The sequence below is a fragment of the Bradyrhizobium sp. 154 genome (genome assembly GCF_023073875.1).
Lineage (GTDB): Bacteria > Pseudomonadota > Alphaproteobacteria > Rhizobiales > Xanthobacteraceae > Bradyrhizobium.
In genome coordinates this window covers 57,171-76,338 of sequence record NZ_JADPKG010000113.1, presented here as the reverse complement: position 1 = coordinate 76,338, position 19,168 = coordinate 57,171, and the positions used below count along the sequence as shown (strand labels likewise).

Here is a 19,168-nt window from a genome sequence, read left to right as displayed (position 1 = left end):
CATGCGCCTGACTGCTGGATCGCCCGCACGCCTCGGCGCAAGCTGGGACGGACGCGGCACCAATTTCGCGCTGTTCTCCGCCAACGCGCAGAAGGTCGAGCTCTGCCTGTTCGACACACAGGGCCGCCGCGAGCTCGAACGCATCGAATTGCCTGAGAGGACCGAAGACGTCTGGCACTGCTATCTCAACGACGTCTCGCCCGGCCAGCTCTACGGTTACCGCGTGCACGGCCCCTACGAGCCCGAGCACGGCCACCGCTTCAACGCCAACAAGCTGCTGCTCGACCCCTATGCCAAGCGGCTTGCAGGACGGTTGGTCTGGAGCGATGCGCATTTCGCCTACCGCACCGGGTCACCACGCGAGGACCTGTCGTTCGACCGGCGCGACAATGCGCGCGGCATGCCAAAGGCCGTCGTCGTCGACGAGACCTTCAACTGGGGCCGGCGTGAGATCAGGCCCAACATCCCCTGGGAAGACACCATCATCTACGAGGCCCACGTCAAGGGCCTGACGCAGAAGCGCGATGACGTGCCGCCGAACCTGCGCGGCACCTATGGCGGTCTGTCATCGCCGGCGATGATCGAGCATCTGAAGAGGCTCGGCGTCACCACGATCGAGCTCCTGCCGGTGCACAGCTTCGTCGACGACCGCATCCTGGTGGAGAAGAAGCTTGCCAATTACTGGGGCTACAATACGCTGTCCTTCTTCGCGCCCGAGCCGCGCTACGCGCAGGACAACGCGCTCGATTCCTTCCGCACAACGGTCGCGCGGCTGCACGACGCCGGCATCGAGGTTATGCTGGACGTCGTCTACAACCACACCGCCGAGGGCAATCACCTCGGGCCGACACTGTGCTACCGCGGCATCGACAACGCCTCCTATTACTGGCTGAACCGCGAGAACCCGCGCTATTACGACGACTTCACCGGCTGCGGCTCGTCGGTGAACCTCACCCATCCGCGCGTGCTCCAGATGGTGATGGATTCGCTTCGCTACTGGGTCGAGGTCTGCCATGTCGACGGCTTCCGTTTCGACCTCGCCACCACGTTGGCGCGCGGCCCGAACGGTTTTGATCGCGGTAGCTCGTTCCTGACCGCGGTCCGGCAGGATCCCGTGCTGGCGACCGTCAAGCTCGTCGCCGAACCGTGGGATCTCGGGCTCGGCGGCTACCAGGTCGGCGCCTTCCCCTCGCAATGGTCGGAATGGAACGATCGCTACCGCAGCGCCATGCGCCGCTACTGGAGCGGCGAAGGCAGCCTGATTGGCGACATCTCCAGCCGTATGACGGCGTCATCCGACCTCTTCAACCATGACGGAAGACGGCCGCGCGCCAGCATCAACCACATCACCGTGCATGACGGCTTCACGCTCGCCGACCTCTTCAGCTACAACGAGAAGCACAACGAGGCTAACGGCGAGGACAATCGCGACGGCTCCAATGACAACCACAGCAACAATTGCGGCGTCGAGGGCCCGACTGACGACCTCCAGATCCTCGGTCTGCGCCGGCAGCTTCGCAAGAACGTGCTGGCCTGCCTGATGCTGGCGCAAGGCGTTCCGCTGATCCTCGCCGGCGACGAGGTCGGCAATTCGCAAACCGGCAACAACAATGCCTATTGCCAGGACAACGAGGTCGGCTGGATCAATTGGGACAATCTCGGCAAAGAGGACGACGACATGGTCGATTTCGTCGCCCATCTCGCCGACATCCGCCGCCGGTTCTCGCAACTGCGCAGCCATCGCTGGCTCGATGGCCGCCCGAAAGACGGCATCTCCTACGGTGCGCTGTGGCTGACGCCGGCCGGCGACGAGATGACGGAGAACGATTGGAAATTCCCGGAAGGGCGGTTTCTCTCCTATGTGATGGGACCGATGGAACCGGGCAGCGCCGCGATCTTTATCGTTCTGAACGCCGCTCCTGAAGAGATCGCATTCAAATTGCCCAAAATGACCGAATACAAGAGCTGGCAGCAGATCCTCAACACGACCGAGGCCAGGCTGAACTCGATCGACTTCCTGCCCGGAAGCGACAGCAAAGCGCCGCCGCGATCCGTGCTCGCCTTCGCGGGGGCGCTATGAGGCCATCCTTCGGGGCGAGGCCGACCAAGGACGGCGTGTCGTTCCGGCTGTGGGCGCCCGGCGCGCGCCGTGTCGACCTCCTGCTCGACAGAAGGCACGCGATGCAGCGCCGGCAGGATGGCTGGTACGTGGCCGATATTGCCGGGCTGCGCGCCGGTAGCGATTACAAATTCCGGATCGACGACGAGATCGAGGTGCCCGATCCGGCCTCGGCATTCCAGCCGGCGGATGTGTTTGGCCCGAGCGAGGTGATCGATCACGACGTCTTCGCCTGGCGCGCGCGCGATTGGCGCGGCTGCCCTTGGGAAGAGACGGTGCTGATCGAGACCCATGTCGGCACCTTCACGCCGGAGGGCACGTACCGCGCCATGATCGACAAGCTCGATCATCTCACAACGACCGGCATCACTGCACTGGAATTAATGCCGCTGGCCGATTTCGCCGGCCGCCGCGGCTGGGGCTATGACGGGGTGCTGTGGTATGCGCCCGACAGCACCTATGGCCGGCCCGAAGACCTGAAGACGCTGATCGACGAGGCACATCTGCGCGGGCTCATGGTGTTCCTCGACGTCGTCTACAATCATTTCGGTCCCGAGGGGAATTACCTGGGCCGCTATGCGCCGACCTTCTTTACCGAGGCACACACGCCCTGGGGCAGCGCGATCGATTATCGCGTGCCCCAGGTGCGCGCATTCGCGGTCGAGAACGCGCTGTCCTGGCTCAGCGACTACCGCTTCGATGGCCTGCGGCTGGATGCCGCCAACCACATCATGGCAGTGCCCGGCGAGCAGTCGATGCTGCAAGACCTCAGCGTCGCCGCCGGCGAGCTCGCCAAGGCCACGGGACGGCACATCCATCTCGTGTTGGAGAACGGCGACAACCGTGCGAGCCTGCTCGATGCCGCCCAGGAGCCGCCGAACGGCAAATATCGCGGTCAGTGGAACGACGACTATCACCACGTCTGGCACGTGATGCTGACCGGCGAGCTCGCCGGTTACTATGCCGACTACCAGACCCCGCGCATGGATCTTGCGCGCGCGCTCGCATCGGGCTTCGTCTACCAGGGCGAGATCTCGGAATTCTGGGGCAAGAAGCCGCGCGGCGAGCCGAGCGGCGAGCTGCCGCCGGCGACCTTCGTCAATTTTCTCCAGAACCACGACCAGATCGGCAACCGCCCACTCGGCGACCGGCTCGAGAGCCTGGCAGGATCAAAGCAGATCGAAGCCGCGCTCGCGGTGACGCTTCTCGCACCGATGATCCCGATGCTGTTCATGGGCGAGGAATGGGGCTCGACAGCGCCCTTCCCGTTCTTCTGCGATTTTCAGGGCGGCCTTGCCGATGCCGTCCGCAAGGGGCGCAAGCAGGAATATGCCTGGGCTTACGAGAAATATGGCGACGAGGTACCGGATCCGCTCGATCCGGCCACGCTGCAATCGGCCGTGCTCGACTGGACCGGCCGCACCTCCGAACAGAAGGCACGACTCGCGCTGGTGCGCGAGCTGCTCGCCGTCCGCCGCCAGGAGGTCATGCCCCGCCTGAAAGGAGCGAGTTTCGGCGATGCCGAGGCAGCGGATACGGGCTTGCTCACCGCGCATTGGCGAATGGGCGACGGCACGACTCTGCGCTTGGCCGCCAATCTCTCGGACAAGGATATCGCGTATTCCAACCTCAATTCGGGCACGCCGATCTGGGGCGGCGAGGCCGGCGAGCGGCTTCCGCCCTGGTCGGTGGTCTGGCGTCTCGGAGGCTAGCATGCCTCCGGCCATTCCGCTCGCGACTTACCGGCTCCAGCTCACCGCGGATTTCGGCTTCGACAAGGCCGCCGCGGTTGTGCCCTATCTGAAGGCGCTCGGGATCACGCATCTCTACGCCTCCCCGGTGATGAAGGCTCGCAAGGGCTCGACCCACGGCTATGACACGGTCGATCACAGCCAGCTCAGCCCCGAACTCGGCGGCGAGACCGGTTTCGCGCGGCTGAGCGAAACATTGATCCATCACGACCTCGGACTCATCATCGACTTCGTGCCCAATCACGTCGGCGTGCATTTTGCCGACAATCCCTGGTGGCTCGACGTGCTGGAGTGGGGCCAGGCTTCACCGCATGCGGTCTCATTCGACATCGACTGGGATCAACTGGCCTTCCGCGCCCGCGGCGGCGTGCTGCTGCCGATTCTCGGCGCGCCCTATGGCGATGCGCTCGAGCGCGGCGAGATCGAGCTGCGTTATGATCCGGACCAGGGCAGTCTTTCCGCCTGGTATTTCGAGCACCGCTTACCCGTCGCGCCGGAGCGCTATGGCGAAGTGCTGCGGATGATCGTCAAGGAGGCGGATGCGGGGGAAACGGAGCCCGGCAAGCGCCTGCTTGCGCTCGCGGCGCGCTACACCGGACTGCGCCGTCCCAACCGCAAGGAAGCTCCCGCGTTCAAGGCAGAACTCAAGGACATTGCGGGCGCTGCCGACATCATCGCGCGCGGACTTGCCGCCTATCGCGCTGCCAAGGACCGTCCCGCCCAGACGCTGGCGCTGCATCATCTGCTCGAGCGCCAGCACTACAAGCTCGGGCATTGGCGCCTCGCCTCCAGCGACATCAACTATCGCCGCTTCTTCGACGTCAACGGCCTCGCCGGCTTGCGCGTCGAGGATCCCGGCACGTTTGCCGCCACGCACCGGCTGGTCAAGCAGCTCATCGCCGACGGCAGACTGCAAGGCATCCGTCTCGATCACATCGACGGCCTGCGCGATCCCGCACAATATTGCCAGCGGCTGCGCCGGCTGGTCCGCGACGCCCAAGGCAACACAAAGCCATTCTATACAGTGGTCGAGAAGATCCTGTGCGAGCACGAGCGCCTGCCGCATTTCGCCGGGGTCCAGGGCACCACCGGCTATGAATGGATGAACGTCATCACCCAGGTGCTGGTCGACGCCAAGGGGCTGACGGCGTTGGACGAGACCTGGCGGCAGATCAGCAACCGGCCGCCCCGGCTTGCGCCTTACGTCAAGGACGCCAAGCGGCGGGTGCTGGAGACGCTGCTCACCAGCGAGTTCACCGTGCTGACGCGCCTTTTGGCGCGCATCGCCAACGGGCATTACTCGACGCGCGACTTCTCGGCCGACAGCTTGCGCCAGGCCCTCGAGCTCTATGTGCTGCATTTCCCGGTCTACCGCACTTACCTCACGACGAGCGCGCCGACCGCACACGATCGCAAGCTGATCGATGAGACCATCGAACGCGCCCGCGGAGAATGGTTCGCCGCGGATGATGGCATTTTCGACTTCCTCCGCGACGCTCTGACCATGGACCTGCTCAAACCTGGGCGTCCCCCACACAGCGCGCCGCGCGTACGCCGCTTCGCGCTGAAGGTGCAGCAATTCACCGGACCGATGATGGCGAAGTCGCTGGAGGACACCGCGTTCTACCAGTTCCACCGGCTGCTCGCGCTGAACGAGGTCGGCGGTGATCCCGCGAGCATCGGCCTCACTATTCCCGCTTTCCATCAGGCCATGCAGGCCCGTGCCAGGGAATGGCCGCACGGCATGACCGCCACGGCCACCCACGACACCAAGCGCGGCGAGGACGCCCGCGCGCGGATCGCGGCGCTCAGCGAGATTCCCGGCGAATGGACCAGCGCGGTGGCGCGCTGGAAGGTGTTGAACGCGCCACATCTCACCCACCGAGATAGTTTCCGCGCGCCGTCGGCGACATTCGAGTACATGCTCTACCAGACCCTGCTCGGAGCCTGGCCGCTCCAGGGGCCGGTCGGTCCTGATTTTGTCGAGCGCATCCAGGCCTATGCCCTCAAGGCCGCGCGTGAAGGCAAGGAGGAGACGAGCTGGCTCAATCCGCATGAAGCGTATGAAAACGGGGTCAAGAGCTTCATCGACAAGATCCTCGACCCCGCCCAGTCCGCAGAATTCCTGGAGGCTCTGCAGACCCTGGCCCGCCGCGTCGCACTGCTCGGCATGTTGAACTCGCTGAGCCAGCTCACGCTCAAGGCGACGCTGCCAGGCGTGCCAGACTTCTACCAAGGCACCGAATTCTGGGACCTCTCGCTGGTCGACCCCGACAACCGGCGGCCGGTGGACTTTGCCGCGCGCCGCAGGGCGCTGACGTCCTTGGAAGCTCCGGACTGGAGCGACCTGATCAAGGCCTGGCCGGACGGCCGGCTCAAGCTGGCCTGGACGCGTCACCTCCTTAAGCTCCGCAATCGGCTCCCCGACATCTTCGTCCAGGGTGACTATCAGCCACTCGAGGTTCACGGCGGGCATGCTGAGCACGTCATCGCGTTCGCCCGCCGCCATGGCCGGGCGGCCGCGATCGTCGCGGTCGGGCGTCACTTTGCGCCGTTCACGCAAGGAGGTCGGGAATGGCCGGCGCTGGAAGGCTTCGATGCAACCGTCGATATCACCGGCTACACCGCGGCAGGCTTTGCAGGCGATGAACTGCCGCTCGCGCGGGCCCTGCGCGATCTTCCCGGGACCGTCATCGAGGCGCGCACCGCCAGTGCAGCAAAGCCGATGCGGCAGCGCGTGCGCGCCTGAGGCTACTTTCCGTCCTTGGTCAGCAGCAACTGTCCGCGCTTCCTGATCGCGCCCTGGGCCATCTCGGCAAAGCGTTGCAACAGCCGGGGCAGCACCACCTCGACCCGGACGTGATCTTCGGCAACGTCGACCTTGCCGGTCGCGATCTGCCCGAGCGCGCGGATGCGAAAATTCATGCAGTCGCCGCTCCAACGCTCCTCTTCGACCTGCATCACGGGAATGCTTGCTGCGGCGCGGCCAAGCCCCGTCTTGAGCCGGCGTACCGCCTCGTCGCGGCCGAGACGATGCGGAATTGAGACGACGAGCGGTTCTGCCATGGCCGTGACCCTGCTGCTGATCCTCACCTCATCATGCCGCATGGAAAGGCAAAAGTTCCAAACTGCTGAAGCAGGAACCCGCATTGCGAAGCCGGAACTTTAAAACCTGCGGCAAGTTGCCCCCGGATAACGGGACAGGTCAGACGACCCTTTCAAGAAAGGGCTGGAGGAGACTCGCATGTCTATCGGCACGATCATTCTGATCATCTTGGTCATCGCCCTGCTCGGCGGCTTCAGCGGCATCGGCGGCGGGCCGTTCTACGGCACCGGTTATTACGGCGGCGGCGGCCTCGGTCTCGTCATCGTCATCCTGCTGATCCTGCTCCTGATGGGACGCATATAGCCGAGGCGGATCGCGTAGGGTGGGCAAGGCGAAAGCGTGCCCACCACCGTTCCGCGACGAGAAAGAAAATGGTGGGCACGCGCCGCTTTGCCCACCCTACGCGCGACGCGCGGTAGCACAAACCTACTTCACCTTTCCCGCCAGCTTCTTGATCGCCGCCTTGATCGATGCGGCGGCATCCTCATAGCCCTCCCACGCTTTCGATCGCGCCAGCAGGCCCGGCACCGTGCGCATCGTATATCGCTTCGGATCGAGGTCGCTCTTCACCTGCGCCCAAGTCACGGGCATCGACACCGTGGCACCGGTGCGCGCGCGCGGCGACAGTGGGGCAACCGCGGTCGACATGCGGTCGTTGCGCAAATAGTCCAGGAAGATCTTTCCCTTGCGCAGCTTCTTCGACATGTTGAGCAGATAGCGTTCGGGATCGTCATCGGCCATCCACTGGCAGACGCCTTGCGCAAACGCCTTGGCCTCCTTCCAGCTCACCTTGTCGCGCGCGCCGTGGAGCAGCGGCACCACCACGTGGAGGCCCTTGCCGCCTGTGGTCTTGCAGAAGCTGTCCATGCCGATATCGCTCAGCCGCTGCCGCATCTCCTTGGCCGCCTCGACGACGTCGGCGAATTCGACGTCGGGCGCCGGATCGAGATCGAATACCAGCCGGCCCGGCGTGTCATAGGCATAGGGCGCGCAATTCCAGGGATGCAGCTCGACGCCGCCGATCTGCGCCACCGCCGCGAGCCCTTCGATCCGATCGATCTGCAAATACGGCTTGCGGTCGCCGGAGACTCTTGCGAGCTCCAGGAGGTTCGACGTCCCCTGCATGGCATGGCGCTGGAAGAAGCACTCGCCCTTGATGCCGTCAGGGGCGCGGATCAGCGAGCACGGCCGGCCCTTGAGGTGCACGATCATCCATTCGCCGACGGCTTCGAGATAGCGCGCGAGGTCCAACTTGGTCACGGCATCGCCATGTCCGTCATCGGGCCACAGCTCCTTGTCCGGCTTGGAGATGACGACGCCCATGACCTCGGCGTTGCTGCCGCCCAGGGCCGACTGCGCACCTGGCCGCGCTTTTGCGCGCTTCGCTCCTTTGGCCGAGGGTTCGGCGAGCTCGGTATCGACCGGCGTCTCCGCCTCAACCTCCTTGGCCGGCTTGTCCTGCCGCAGTCCCTTGAACGCGGCCTGACGGATATTGCCGTCGGCCGTGAAGCCGGCGAACTCGATCTCGGCGACGAGCTCCGGCTTCAGCCAGTGCACCTCGCGGGTCTTCTTCGGCGCGTTCTTGCCGCCGAAGGGGCTTTGCTTGGCCTCCATGGCCTTCAGTGAAGGCATGAGGCGCTTGACCTTGTCGGCGCCAAAGCCTGTGCCGACCATGCCGACGAAGGCGAGATGATCGCCGCGCTGCACGCCCGCCATCAGCGAGCGGAACTTGCCGTTCGTGGTCTTGTAGCCGCCGATCACCACCTCATGGCCGGCGCGACATTTCGACTTGACCCAGCTCTCGGTGCGGCCGGAGCGATACGGCGCATCCAGCTTCTTCGACACCACACCCTCGAGCTCGAGCTTGCAGGCCGATTGCAGCACGGCATCGCCCCCGCTCTCGAAATGCTCGACATACCGGATCTGGCTCGTTTTCCGCTTGCGTGATTCCAGAAGCTCCTTCAGCCGCGCCTTGCGCTCGCCAAGCGGCAGCCGACGGTAATCCTCGCCCTCGGCGAAGAGGAGGTCGAAGGCAAAGAAGATGAGCTCGTCGGTCTTGCCGTCCGACAACGCAGCCTGAAGCGAGGAGAAGTTCGGCGCGCCGTTGTGGTCGAGCGCGACGATCTCGCCGTCGATCAGCACATCCGGCAGCGCCCCCGCTTCCTTGGCAATGGAGACGAATTTGCCGGTCCAGTCGAGACCCTTCCGCGTCTTGAGCGTCGCCTCGCCGTCCTCGACCCGGAGCTGGACGCGATAGCCGTCGAACTTGATCTCATGGCACCAGCCACCATCGGCCGGCGGCCGCTCGACCAGCGTGCAGAGCTGCGGCGCCACGAAGTCCGGCATCTCCGAGACCTTCTTGGCGCTCGCTGCTGTCGTGGCTGTCTTCTTCGCCGTCGGTCTAGCCTTCAACGCCGTGCGCGGCGCGGGAGTCACTGTGCGCCCTTTCGTCTCCTCGGCGCGGTTGGATTGCCAGACTGCGTCGGCCTTGCCCTTCGGCCCCTTGGCCAGCATGAAGGGCTTGGGCGCGCGGCCCTTTCCTTCAGCGATTTGCTCCATCGCGCGACCAGAAGCAACGGACTTGTCTTGCTCGAGGATGTCGTTGTCGTTGCCCTCGCGCGCATATTCGTCACGATGCTTGATGAGCAGCCAGTTTGTCCGCTTACCGCCGGTGCGGTCGTTGCGCATGCGCACCAGCACCCAGCTTCCCTGTAGCTTCTCGCCATGGAGGGTGAACTTGAGATCGCCCTTCTTGAAGCCGGCTTCCGGATCTTCCGATTCCCAATAGCCTCGATCCCACAGCATCACGGTGCCGCCACCATACTGGCCTTCGGGGATCGTGCCTTCGAAATCACCATAGTCGAGCGGATGGTCCTCGACCTCGACCGCCAGCCGCTTGTCATGCGGATCGAGCGAGGGCCCCTTCGTCACGGCCCAGGATTTGAAGACACCGTCGAACTCGAGTCGGAGGTCGTAGTGCAGCCGGCTCGCATCGTGCTTCTGGATCACGAAGCGCCGCTGCTTCGACGGCGCCACGGCGGTCTTGCCCGATGGCTCGGGCGTTTTCTCGAAATCACGCTTCTGTCGGTAAGTGGAGAGTTTTTGCAGCACGACCGGTCCCGCTCTCTTTCGGCATTCAAGCCTATCACGGCCAAAGTCCCACCCGGAACCAAAACCCCATGGCCGGGTTGGGGTTCCAAAACGCCTTGAAAACGCTGGAGAATGGAATGGCCCCGCGTGCCTATTGGAAGGGAACGTTGAAGCTCTCGCTGGTCAGCTGCCCCGTCGTGCTCTACCCCGCTGCAACCGCCGCCGAGAAGACGCGGTTTCATCTCATCAACCGCGAGACCGGGAACCGGCTCAAGCAGCAGATGATCGATTCCGAGACCGGCGACGTCGTCGAGAGCGACCAGAAGGGCCGCGGCTACGAGCTGCGCAAGGGCAAGTATGTCGAGATCGAGCCGGAGGAGCTCGAAGCGGTGCAGATCGAGAGCAACCACACCATCGACATCGAGAGCTTCGTGCCGCGCGAGGAGATCGACAAGCGTTACCTTAACCACCCCTATTACATCGCGCCCGACGGCAAGGCCGCGGCCGACGCCTTTGCCGTGATCCGCGATGCGATGAAGGATCAGGACCGCGTGGCCCTCGCGAAAATCGTGCTCACCAATCGCGAGCACGTGATGGCGATCGAGCCTCTCGGCAAGGGCCTGCTCGGCACCACGCTGCGCTATCCGTACGAGCTGCGCGACGAGGACCAGTTCTTCGATGACATCAAGAGCCCGAAGATCACCAAGGACATGGTCGAGCTCGCCGGTCACATCCTGCACAGCAAGGCCGCGCATTTCGACCCTAGCGAATTCAAGGACGAGTACGAGAACGCGCTGAAGGCGCTGGTGAAGCGCAAGGCCAGCGGCAAGAAGATCGAGCTGCCGCAGCCCGAGGAGCGGCCGAGCAACGTCGTCAGCCTCATGGACGCGCTGAAGCAGAGCCTGAAGGGGCGCGGAGGCGGGAAGACATCGGCGAAGCCCCACGCGCGCCGGTCGACCGGGCGGCATCGCAGCGCGAAGAAGGCGCACCGGTCGACGGCAAGGCATCGCAAGGCAGGCTGACTGTCATTCCGGCGCGACGCAAGGCATCGCCCCCGGAATGACGGCTGGTCTAATCACCCGCCTTCAGCCTGTATCCGATTCCCGTCTCGGTCAGCACATAGTGCGGCCGTTCCGGGTCGGCTTCGATCTTCTGGCGGAGCTGGCGGACATAGACGCGCAGATATTGCGCGTCGGTCAGCTCGTCCCAGAGCTCCTTGAGCAGGAAGCGATGGGTGAGCACCTTGCCGGCGTGCTGCACCAGGACGCGAAGGAGATCGTATTCCTTCGGTGACAGCTTCACCTCGCGCTCGCCGACCTTGACGATGCGGCGGACGAGATCGACGGAGAGATCGCCGGTGCGAAACACAGGGCGCTCGCCTTTGACTTGAAGCTGGTGGCGCAGCGCGGCACGCAAGCGGGCCAGAAGCTCTTCCATGCCGAACGGCTTGGTCAGGTAATCGTCGGCGCCGAGATCGAGCGCCTGCACTTTGCCGGCCTCGTCGCCGCGGCTCGACAGCACCACGATCGGCACCTCCTCGTTGCGGGCGCGGATGGTGCGCAGCAGCTCGTGTCCCTGCACGTCGGGCAGGCCGAGATCGAGGATGATCAGCGCCGGCTCCTCGGCAAGCCTGTCCAGCGCGGTCTTGCCGTTCGACGCCTCCAGAATCTCATAGCCCTGCGTCGTCAGCCCCATCCGCAGCAGTTTACGGATCGGCGGCTCGTCATCGATGACCAGGACCTTGATCGGGGCAGCACTCACGCGGCGGTATCCAATGCGTGGGTCTGCACTGGGACGGGCAGACGGATGGTGAGGATCGCGCCGCTCCGGTCGCTGCGGTTGGCGGCCGAGATCGTGCCCCGCATCGCCTCGACGAAACCACGGGAGATAGCGAGGCCGAGGCCGGTACCGGGCCGGATATGATCACCCTTCTGCACGCGATAGAACTTGTCGAACACGCTCTCGAGCTCGTCGGGTGGGATGCCGCCGCCCTCATCGGCGATCTGGAGAACGATCTCATCCCGCTCGCGCTGACTGCGGATCGCGATCGTGGTGTCGGGCGCCGAGTATTTCGCGGCGTTGTCGAGCAGGTTGAACAGCACTTGCTCGAACAGCACGGCATCGAGCTCGAGCATCGGCACATCGGCCGCCAGCGCAAGCTCGACCTTGTGAGCAGCGAGGATCTTGGCCGCTCGCCGCAGCGCGCTACCGACGATCTCGCCGAGATCGTGCAGCGCCGTATTGGGCACGATGGCGCCGGATTCGAGCTTGGTCATGTCGAGCAGATTGGCAATGAAGCGGTTGAGCCGTTCGGACTCGTCGATCACGGTCGCGAGCAGGTCGCGCTTCTCGGTGTCAGAGAGCGCGCCGTCGAGGTCGCGCATGGTGGAGGCCGCCCCAAGGACCGAGGCGAGCGGCGTCTTCAAATCGTGCGAGATCGAGGTCAGGAGCGCCGAACGCAGCCGTTCGGATTCGACAGTGCGCTTGACGCGATCCATGTCCTCGACCAGCAGCACGCGTTCGATTGCGAGCGCGCCCTGGTCGACCAGCGCATCGAGCAGCCGGCGCTGGTCCGGGGTCAATAGCGGGCCGGTGCGGTCGTTGTCGATGCCGATGACGCCGATCGGACCACGGCCGGTGCGCATCGGCAGGAACAGCCGTTTCGCACCCGGCAGGGTGTCCGAGCCGCGGCCTGCGGTGCGGTCGTTGCTCCAGGCCCAATTGGCGGCGGCGAGGTCGGCCTGATCGAGCTCATCCTCCGGCGGATAGCCGGATTTCACCGTGAGCAGGCCCTCTTCCGGCAGCAGCAACACGACGCGGACCTTCAGCATCAGCGCGATCTGATAGGCGGTTGCCCACAACACATCGTCGAGCGTGCCGGTGCCGGCGAGCTTGCGGCTGAAGGCATGGAGCTGCTCGGTCATCCGGATCCGGCCGATCGCGGTGTCGGCCTGGATGCGCACACGTGCCGCGACATTGGAGACGATCATCGCCACCACCACGAACAGCACGAAGGCGGCAACGTTGGTCGGGTCGGTGATCGTGAAGGTATAGATCGGCGGCAGGAAGAAGAAATTGTAGCACAGCGAGGCCGCGACGGTCGCGAGCAGCGACGGCCACAGGCCGTAGCGGACCGCAACCGCGACCACCGCCGTCAGCAGCACGAGGTCGACGTTCTCGATGCCGAACCGGGGCTGGACCAGCTCCGCGGCGCCGAGCCCGATCAGCACGATCCCGAGCGCCTTCAGATAGGGCAGCGGGTTGAACGGCTCCGCGCGCGCAGCGGTCTGTACCGCGGTCTTGGGCACGGCCTCGCCGGGCAGCTCGTCACCGGCGATGACGTGGACGGTGATGTTGCCGGCGCGGCGCACCAGGTCATGCACGACTGAGCCGCGCGCTATCTCGAACCAGCGCGAGCGGGTCGACTTGCCGATCACGATCTGGGTGACGTTGTTGCCTTGTGCGAAGTTCACGACGTCGTCGGCGATGCGGCGGCCCACAGCGGGAATCGTCAGCGCCTCGCCGCCGAGCGATTCGGCAAGCCGCAGCGTATCGGCCAGCCGGTCGCGCTCCTCGTCGGAAAGCTGGAGCGAGCGGCGCGTCTCGATCGAGAGCGCGGTGAACGGGGCATGCAGCCGATCGGCCAGCCGCTTGGTATAGCGCACCAGCCCGGCCGCGCGCGGATCCTCGCTGACGCAGACGAGGATACGTTCGCCCGCAGCCCAGGGACCGGCGATGGCGTTCGCCTGCATGTGGGTGAGGAGCTGCTCGTCGACCCGCTCGGCCGTGCGCCGCAAGGCGAGCTCGCGCAACGCGGTCAGATTGCCCGGCGAGAAATAATGCTCCAGCGCCCGCTCGGCTTGCCTCGGCACATAGACCTTGCCCTCCTTCAGCCGCTGAATCAGGTCGTCGGGCGTGAGGTCGATCAGCTCGATCGCATCGGCGCGATCGAACACCGAATCCGGCACCGTCTCGCGCACCCGCACATGGGTAATCTGGGCGACGACGTCGTTCAGGCTCTCGATGTGCTGGATGTTGACGGCGGTATAGACGTCGATGCCGCGGGAGAGCAGTTCCTCGACATCGAGATAGCGCTTGGGGTGGCGGCTGCCGACCGCGTTGGTGTGGGCGAGTTCGTCGACCAGCGCAATTTGCGGCCGCCGCGCGATCACGGCATCGAGGTCCATCTCCTCGACGATCTGGCCGCGGTAGTCGATCCTCTTGCGGGGGACCATTTCGAGCCCGCGCACCAGCGCCTCGGTCTCAGCCCGGCCGTGGGTCTCGACGAAGCCGACCACGACGTCGATGCCGGCTTTGCGCTTGGCGTGGGCGCTTTGCAGCATCTCGTAGGTCTTGCCGACGCCCGGGGCGGCGCCCACGAAGATCTTCAGCTTGCCGCTCGCGCTTTCTGCCCGACGCGCGGTTTCCAGCAACGCATCGGGCGACGGACGTTGTTCGGGATCGCGGCGCGGTTGAACCATCAGGCCAATATAATCATCCCGGCGTGCTGAGCCTAGACTACTTCGCGGCGCGGTCGAGCGCGAGATTCAGCGCCAGCACGTTGACGCGGGGCTCGCCGATCAGGCCCAGCAAACGGCCTTCGGTATTGGCAGTCACGAGCTGCCTGACCTGGTCCTCCGGCACATTCCGTGCCTTCGCCACGCGCGGCACCTGGAATTGCGCCGCTTCCGGCGAGATGTCGGGATCAAGACCGCTAGCTGACGTCGTCACCAGATCGACCGGTATCGGCGCGGATGGATTTTCTACCTTCAGCTTGTCCACATCTTCCTTCAGCCGGTCGGCCAGCGCCTTGCTGGTGGGGCCGAGATTGGAGCCGCCCGAATTGGCAGCGTTGTAGGGCGCCGGCACAGTTTTGGTCGAATCATTGGGATCGGGCGCCAGCGTCGCCGAGGGACGACCGCGGAAATATTTGTCGTCCTTGAACTCCTGCCCGATCAGAGCGGATCCGACCACCCTGCCGTCCCTTTCGATTAGGCTGCCCTGCGCCTGCACCGGAAACAACGTGCCGGCGATGGCAGTCATTGCGAGCGGATAGGCAAGGCCCGTAATGGCGGTGAGCACCAGCAAGAGCACGATGCCGGGGCGAATTTCTCTGAGCATGATGGGTCTCCAGTTATTTCATCATTACAAGCGAAGCGAAGCAATCCAGAGTTTCTCCGCGGCGGCAGCCAGGATTGCATCGTCGCTTCGCTCCTCGCAATGAGGGGACTAAGCCAAATGCAAGGCGGTGACGACGAGGTCGATCGCCTTGATGCCGATGAAGGGAATAACGATGCCGCCGAGGCCGTAGATCAAGAGGTTGCGGCGGAGCAGCGCGCCGGCACCGACAGCGCGGTAGGCGACGCCCTTCAGCGCCAGTGGAATCAACGCCACGATGATGAGGGCATTGAAGATGATCGCCGACAGGATGGCGCTCTGCGGGCTCGACAGGCTCATGACGTTGAGCACGTTGAGTTGGGGGTAAAACGCCAGGAACATCGCCGGGATGATCGCAAAATACTTGGCGACATCGTTGGCGATGGAGAACGTGGTCAGCGCACCGCGCGTCATCAAGAGCTGCTTGCCGATCTCGACCACCTCGATCAGCTTGGTCGGGTTGGAGTCGAGATCGACCATGTTGCCGGCCTCACGGGCGGCCTGGGTGCCGGTGTTCATGGCGACACCGACATCGGCCTGCGCGAGCGCCGGCGCATCGTTGGTACCGTCGCCGCACATGGCGACCAGCTTGCCCTTGGCCTGCTCATCGCGAATCAGCCGGAGCTTGTCCTCGGGGGTGGCCTGCGCCAGGAAGTCGTCGACGCCCGCTTCCGCCGCGATCGCGGCCGCCGTCATCGGGTTGTCGCCTGTAATCATGATGGTGCGGATACCCATGCGGCGCAGCTCGGCGAAGCGTTCGCGGATGCCGCCCTTGACGATGTCCTTGAGCTGGATGACGCCGAGCAGCTTGCCGTCCCTGGCGACCGCGAGCGGCGTGCCGCCGGCCTTCGAGATATCATCGGCAATAGTCTGGATCTCGCGACCGAGATCCGACAGGGCGGCCGGCTGGGTCGCCCGCGGCACGTTGCCGGAGGCAATCGCCAGCGGCGCGCCGCCGTCAACATAGTTCAGCATGGCGTCGACAGCGCCCTTGCGCACCGACGCGCCACCGGCATCAACGCCGCTCATGCGGGTCTGCGCCGTGAATGGGATGAAGGTCGCGCCAAGCTCGGCCATGTCCCGGCCGCGAATGCCGTATTTCTCCTTCGCCAGCACCACGATGGAACGGCCTTCCGGAGTCTCGTCCGCGAGCGAGGCCAACTGAGCTGCATCCGCCAGCTCCTGCTCGGTCACTCCGCGCACGGGACGGAAGGCGGTCGCCTGCCGGTTGCCGAGCGTGATGGTGCCGGTCTTGTCCAGCAGCAGTGTGTCGACGTCGCCGGCCGCCTCGACCGCGCGGCCGGACATCGCCAGCACGTTGAAGCGTACCAGACGGTCCATGCCGGCGATGCCGATCGCCGACAACAGCGCGCCGATGGTGGTCGGGATCAGCGTCACGAACAGCGCGACCAGCACGATCACCGAGATCGAGCCGCCGGCATAGGCCGCATAGCTGGGGATGGTGACGGTGGCGAACACGAAGATGACAGTGAGACCGGCGAGCAAGATGTTGAGCGCGATCTCGTTCGGGGTCTTCTGCCGCTCGGCGCCCTCGACCAGCTTGATCATGCGATCGATGAAGGTCGAGCCCTGGGCTGCCGTGATACGGACGCGGATCCAGTCCGACAGCACCTGCGTGCCACCCGTGACCGCAGAGCGGTCACCGCCGGATTCGCGGATCACGGGCGCGGACTCGCCGGTGATGGCGGCCTCGTTGACGGAGGCGACGCCCTCGATCACCTCGCCGTCGGAAGGGATGGTGTCGCCGGCCTCGACCAGCACGATGTCGCCTACTTTCAGGCTCGTGCCCGGCACGAGCTTGAAATTCTCGCCAGCACCAGTGAGGAGCTTGGCCTGGCTTTCCGTGCGGGTCTTGCGCAGCGATTCGGCCTGCGCCTTGCCGCGGCCTTCGGCCACGGCTTCGGCGAAATTGGCGAACAGCACCGTGAACCAGAGCCAGACGATGATCTGGAAGGTGAAGCCGAGGTTCGCGCCGCCAATGACGAGGTCGCGCAGGGAGATCACAGTCGTGAGCACTGCAACGACCTCGACAACGAACATGACGGGATTCTTCACCATCAGACGCGGATCGAGCTTGGCGAAGGAGGCGCGGATCGCGGGCATCACGATTCTGGGATCGAGCATTGCCGACATCGGCGCACGTTTTTGCAGTTTCATCGTATCCATGGAGGTCACTCCAACAATCAGAACAGGTTGCCGGCGTTCATCGCCAGATGTTCGACGATCGGGCCGAGCGCGAGCGCCGGGAAGAAGGTCAGGCCGCCCATAATCAGGATGACGCCGACCACGAGGCCGACGAACAGGCCTCCGGTGGTCGGGAACGTGCCCACGGACGCCGGGATCGATTTCTTCTCCGCAAGCGAGCCCGCGATCGCCATGGCCGGGACGATCATGAAGAAGCGGCCGACGAACATCGCGCTTGCCAGCGTCAGGTTGTAGAAGAAGGTGTTGCCGGTGAGCCCGGCGAAGGCCGAGCCGTTGTTGCCGGCCGCCGATGTGAAGGCGTAGAGCACTTCGGTGAAGCCGTGCGGGCCGGCATTCGCCATGGAGGCGACTGCCGTCGGATAGACCACGCCGACGGCGGTCCAGCCGAGGATCATCAGCGGCAGCACCAGGATCGCCAGCATAGCCATCTTGACCTCACGCGCCTCGATTTTCTTGCCGACATATTCCGGGGTGCGGCCAACCATAAGGCCCGCGACGAAGATCGCGAGGATGACGAACAGCAGCATGCCGTACATGCCGGCGCCAACGCCGCCGACGATGATTTCGCCGAGCTCCATGTTGATCAGCGGGATCATGCCGCCGAGTGCGGTAAAACTGTCATGCATCGCGTTGACAGCGCCGCACGAGGCGGCGGTGGTGACGACGGCAAACAGCGAGGATGCGATGATGCCGAACCGGACCTCCTTGCCTTCCATGTTGCCGCCGGTCAGGCCCAGCGCATGGAGCGTCGCGGTGCCGTTTGCTTCCGCCCAACAGGTGATGGCGACGCCAGCCAGGAACAGCACGCCCATCACGGAGAGGATTGCCCAGCCCTGGCGCTGGTTGCCGACCATGCGGCCGAATACGTTGGTGAGTGCGGCGCCGAGTGCAAAGATCGAGAGCATCTGCACGAAATTCGACAGCGCGGTCGGGTTCTCGAAGGGATGAGCGGCGTTGGCGTTGAAGAAGCCGCCACCGTTGGTGCCGAGCATCTTGATCGCGACCTGGGAAGCGACCGGCCCGACCGCGATGGTTTGCTTGGCGCCTTCGAGCGTCGTCGCCTCGATATACGGCCCGAGCGTCTGCGGCATGCCCTGCCAGACCAGGAACAGCGCATAGACGACGCAGATCGGCAGCAGCACGTAGAGCGTACACCGGGTGACGTCGATCCAGAAATTGCCGACCGTGCGCATCGAGGCGCGCGAGAAGCCGCGGATCAAGGCCATCGCCAGCGCGATGCCGGTCGCGGCCGACAGGAAGTTCTGGTGCGTCAGGCCGAGCATCTGCACGAGATAGGACAGCGTGCTCTCGCCGCCGTAGTTCTGCCAGTTGGTGTTGGTGATAAAGGAGACCGCGGTGTTGAAGGAGAGATCCTCGGCGACCGCGCCCTGCCCGGCCGGATTGAACGGCAGCACGGCCTGAAGGCGCATCACGCCGTAGATGATGAGGAAGCCGCCGACATGGAACAGCAACATGGCGACCGTGTAGGTCAGCCAATGCTGCTCGCGCTTCTCGTCGACGCCGGAAATCCTGTAAATGCCGGCCTCGATCGGACGCAGTACCGGCGAGAGGAAGGTGCGCTCGCCGTTGAACACGCGCGTCATGTACCCGCCGAGCGGTTTTGCGAGCGCAACGATAATGGCGCAAAACAGAATGATCTGGAGCCAACCGATCATAGTCATGGAATCAACCCTTCAGGCATGGTTCCGGCGTAGCAGA

At 64.7% G+C, this 19,168-nt stretch carries 12 protein-coding genes; 5 read left to right on the top strand and 7 right to left on the bottom strand.

Annotation, left to right across the window (positions count from 1 at the left end; translation table 11 throughout):
- Position 1 precedes the first annotated feature (1 nt).
- The 3 genes from glgX to treY are packed head-to-tail and all read left to right on the top strand — an operon-like array spanning position 2 to position 6,619.
- The gene (glgX, locus tag IVA92_RS28650; RefSeq protein ID WP_247278337.1) at positions 2-2,080 is read left to right on the top strand and encodes a glycogen debranching protein GlgX; all 2,079 of its coding nucleotides are present in this window, start codon (positions 2-4) and stop codon (positions 2,078-2,080) included.
- Positions 2,077-3,831, top strand: coding sequence for a malto-oligosyltrehalose trehalohydrolase (gene treZ, locus IVA92_RS28645; protein ID WP_247278336.1), 1,755 nt, complete (start codon positions 2,077-2,079; stop codon positions 3,829-3,831). Before glgX ends, treZ begins: the two co-directional genes overlap by 4 nt.
- Position 3,832: 1 nt before the next feature.
- Positions 3,833-6,619 carry a malto-oligosyltrehalose synthase gene (treY, locus tag IVA92_RS28640; protein WP_247278335.1) on the top strand — a complete coding sequence of 929 codons (2,787 nt, stop codon included), beginning with the start codon at positions 3,833-3,835 and terminating at the stop codon, positions 6,617-6,619.
- A 2-nt stretch (positions 6,620-6,621) separates the two neighbouring features.
- Here the strand turns inward: treY and IVA92_RS28635 are convergent, their stop codons facing one another.
- Positions 6,622-6,936: a polyhydroxyalkanoic acid system family protein gene (locus tag IVA92_RS28635; RefSeq protein ID WP_247278334.1), complete on the bottom strand. Its 315-nt coding sequence runs from the start codon at positions 6,934-6,936 to the stop codon at positions 6,622-6,624.
- 178 nt (positions 6,937-7,114) lie between these two features.
- On the opposite strand from IVA92_RS28635, the gene IVA92_RS28630 reads away from it, so the two are divergent.
- Complete coding sequence (locus IVA92_RS28630; protein WP_018318514.1) at positions 7,115-7,279, top strand: DUF3309 family protein; 165 nt, start codon at positions 7,115-7,117, stop codon at positions 7,277-7,279.
- Between the two features lie 123 nt (positions 7,280-7,402).
- On the opposite strand, the gene ligD is transcribed toward IVA92_RS28630, so the two are convergent.
- Positions 7,403-10,087 (bottom strand): DNA ligase D, encoded by a 2,685-nt coding sequence (ligD, locus tag IVA92_RS28625; protein WP_247278333.1) that lies wholly within the window; start codon positions 10,085-10,087, stop codon positions 7,403-7,405.
- Positions 10,088-10,203: 116 nt separating this feature from the next.
- On the opposite strand from ligD, the gene IVA92_RS28620 reads away from it, so the two are divergent.
- Entirely contained in the window at positions 10,204-11,088 is an 885-nt protein-coding gene (locus tag IVA92_RS28620; RefSeq protein ID WP_247278332.1) for a Ku protein, read from the top strand.
- 49 nt (positions 11,089-11,137) lie between these two features.
- On the opposite strand, the gene IVA92_RS28615 is transcribed toward IVA92_RS28620, so the two are convergent.
- The 5 genes from IVA92_RS28615 to kdpA form a co-directional block, all read right to left on the bottom strand.
- The gene (locus IVA92_RS28615) at positions 11,138-11,827 is read right to left on the bottom strand and encodes a response regulator transcription factor (protein WP_247278331.1); all 690 of its coding nucleotides are present in this window, start codon (positions 11,825-11,827) and stop codon (positions 11,138-11,140) included.
- On the bottom strand, positions 11,824-14,547 hold the full coding sequence (locus tag IVA92_RS28610; protein ID WP_247278330.1) for a sensor histidine kinase KdpD: 2,724 nt from the start codon (positions 14,545-14,547) through the stop codon (positions 11,824-11,826). The genes IVA92_RS28615 and IVA92_RS28610 overlap by 4 nt, the downstream gene beginning before the upstream one ends.
- A gap of 37 nt (positions 14,548-14,584) precedes the next feature.
- Entirely contained in the window at positions 14,585-15,187 is a 603-nt protein-coding gene (locus IVA92_RS28605) for a K(+)-transporting ATPase subunit C (protein WP_247278329.1), read from the bottom strand.
- 108 nt (positions 15,188-15,295) lie between these two features.
- On the bottom strand, positions 15,296-17,410 hold the full coding sequence (gene kdpB, locus IVA92_RS28600) for a potassium-transporting ATPase subunit KdpB (protein ID WP_247278328.1): 2,115 nt from the start codon (positions 17,408-17,410) through the stop codon (positions 15,296-15,298).
- 17 nt (positions 17,411-17,427) lie between these two features.
- On the bottom strand, positions 17,428-19,131 hold the full coding sequence (gene kdpA, locus IVA92_RS28595) for a potassium-transporting ATPase subunit KdpA (RefSeq protein ID WP_247278327.1): 1,704 nt from the start codon (positions 19,129-19,131) through the stop codon (positions 17,428-17,430).
- Positions 19,132-19,168 lie beyond the last annotated feature (37 nt).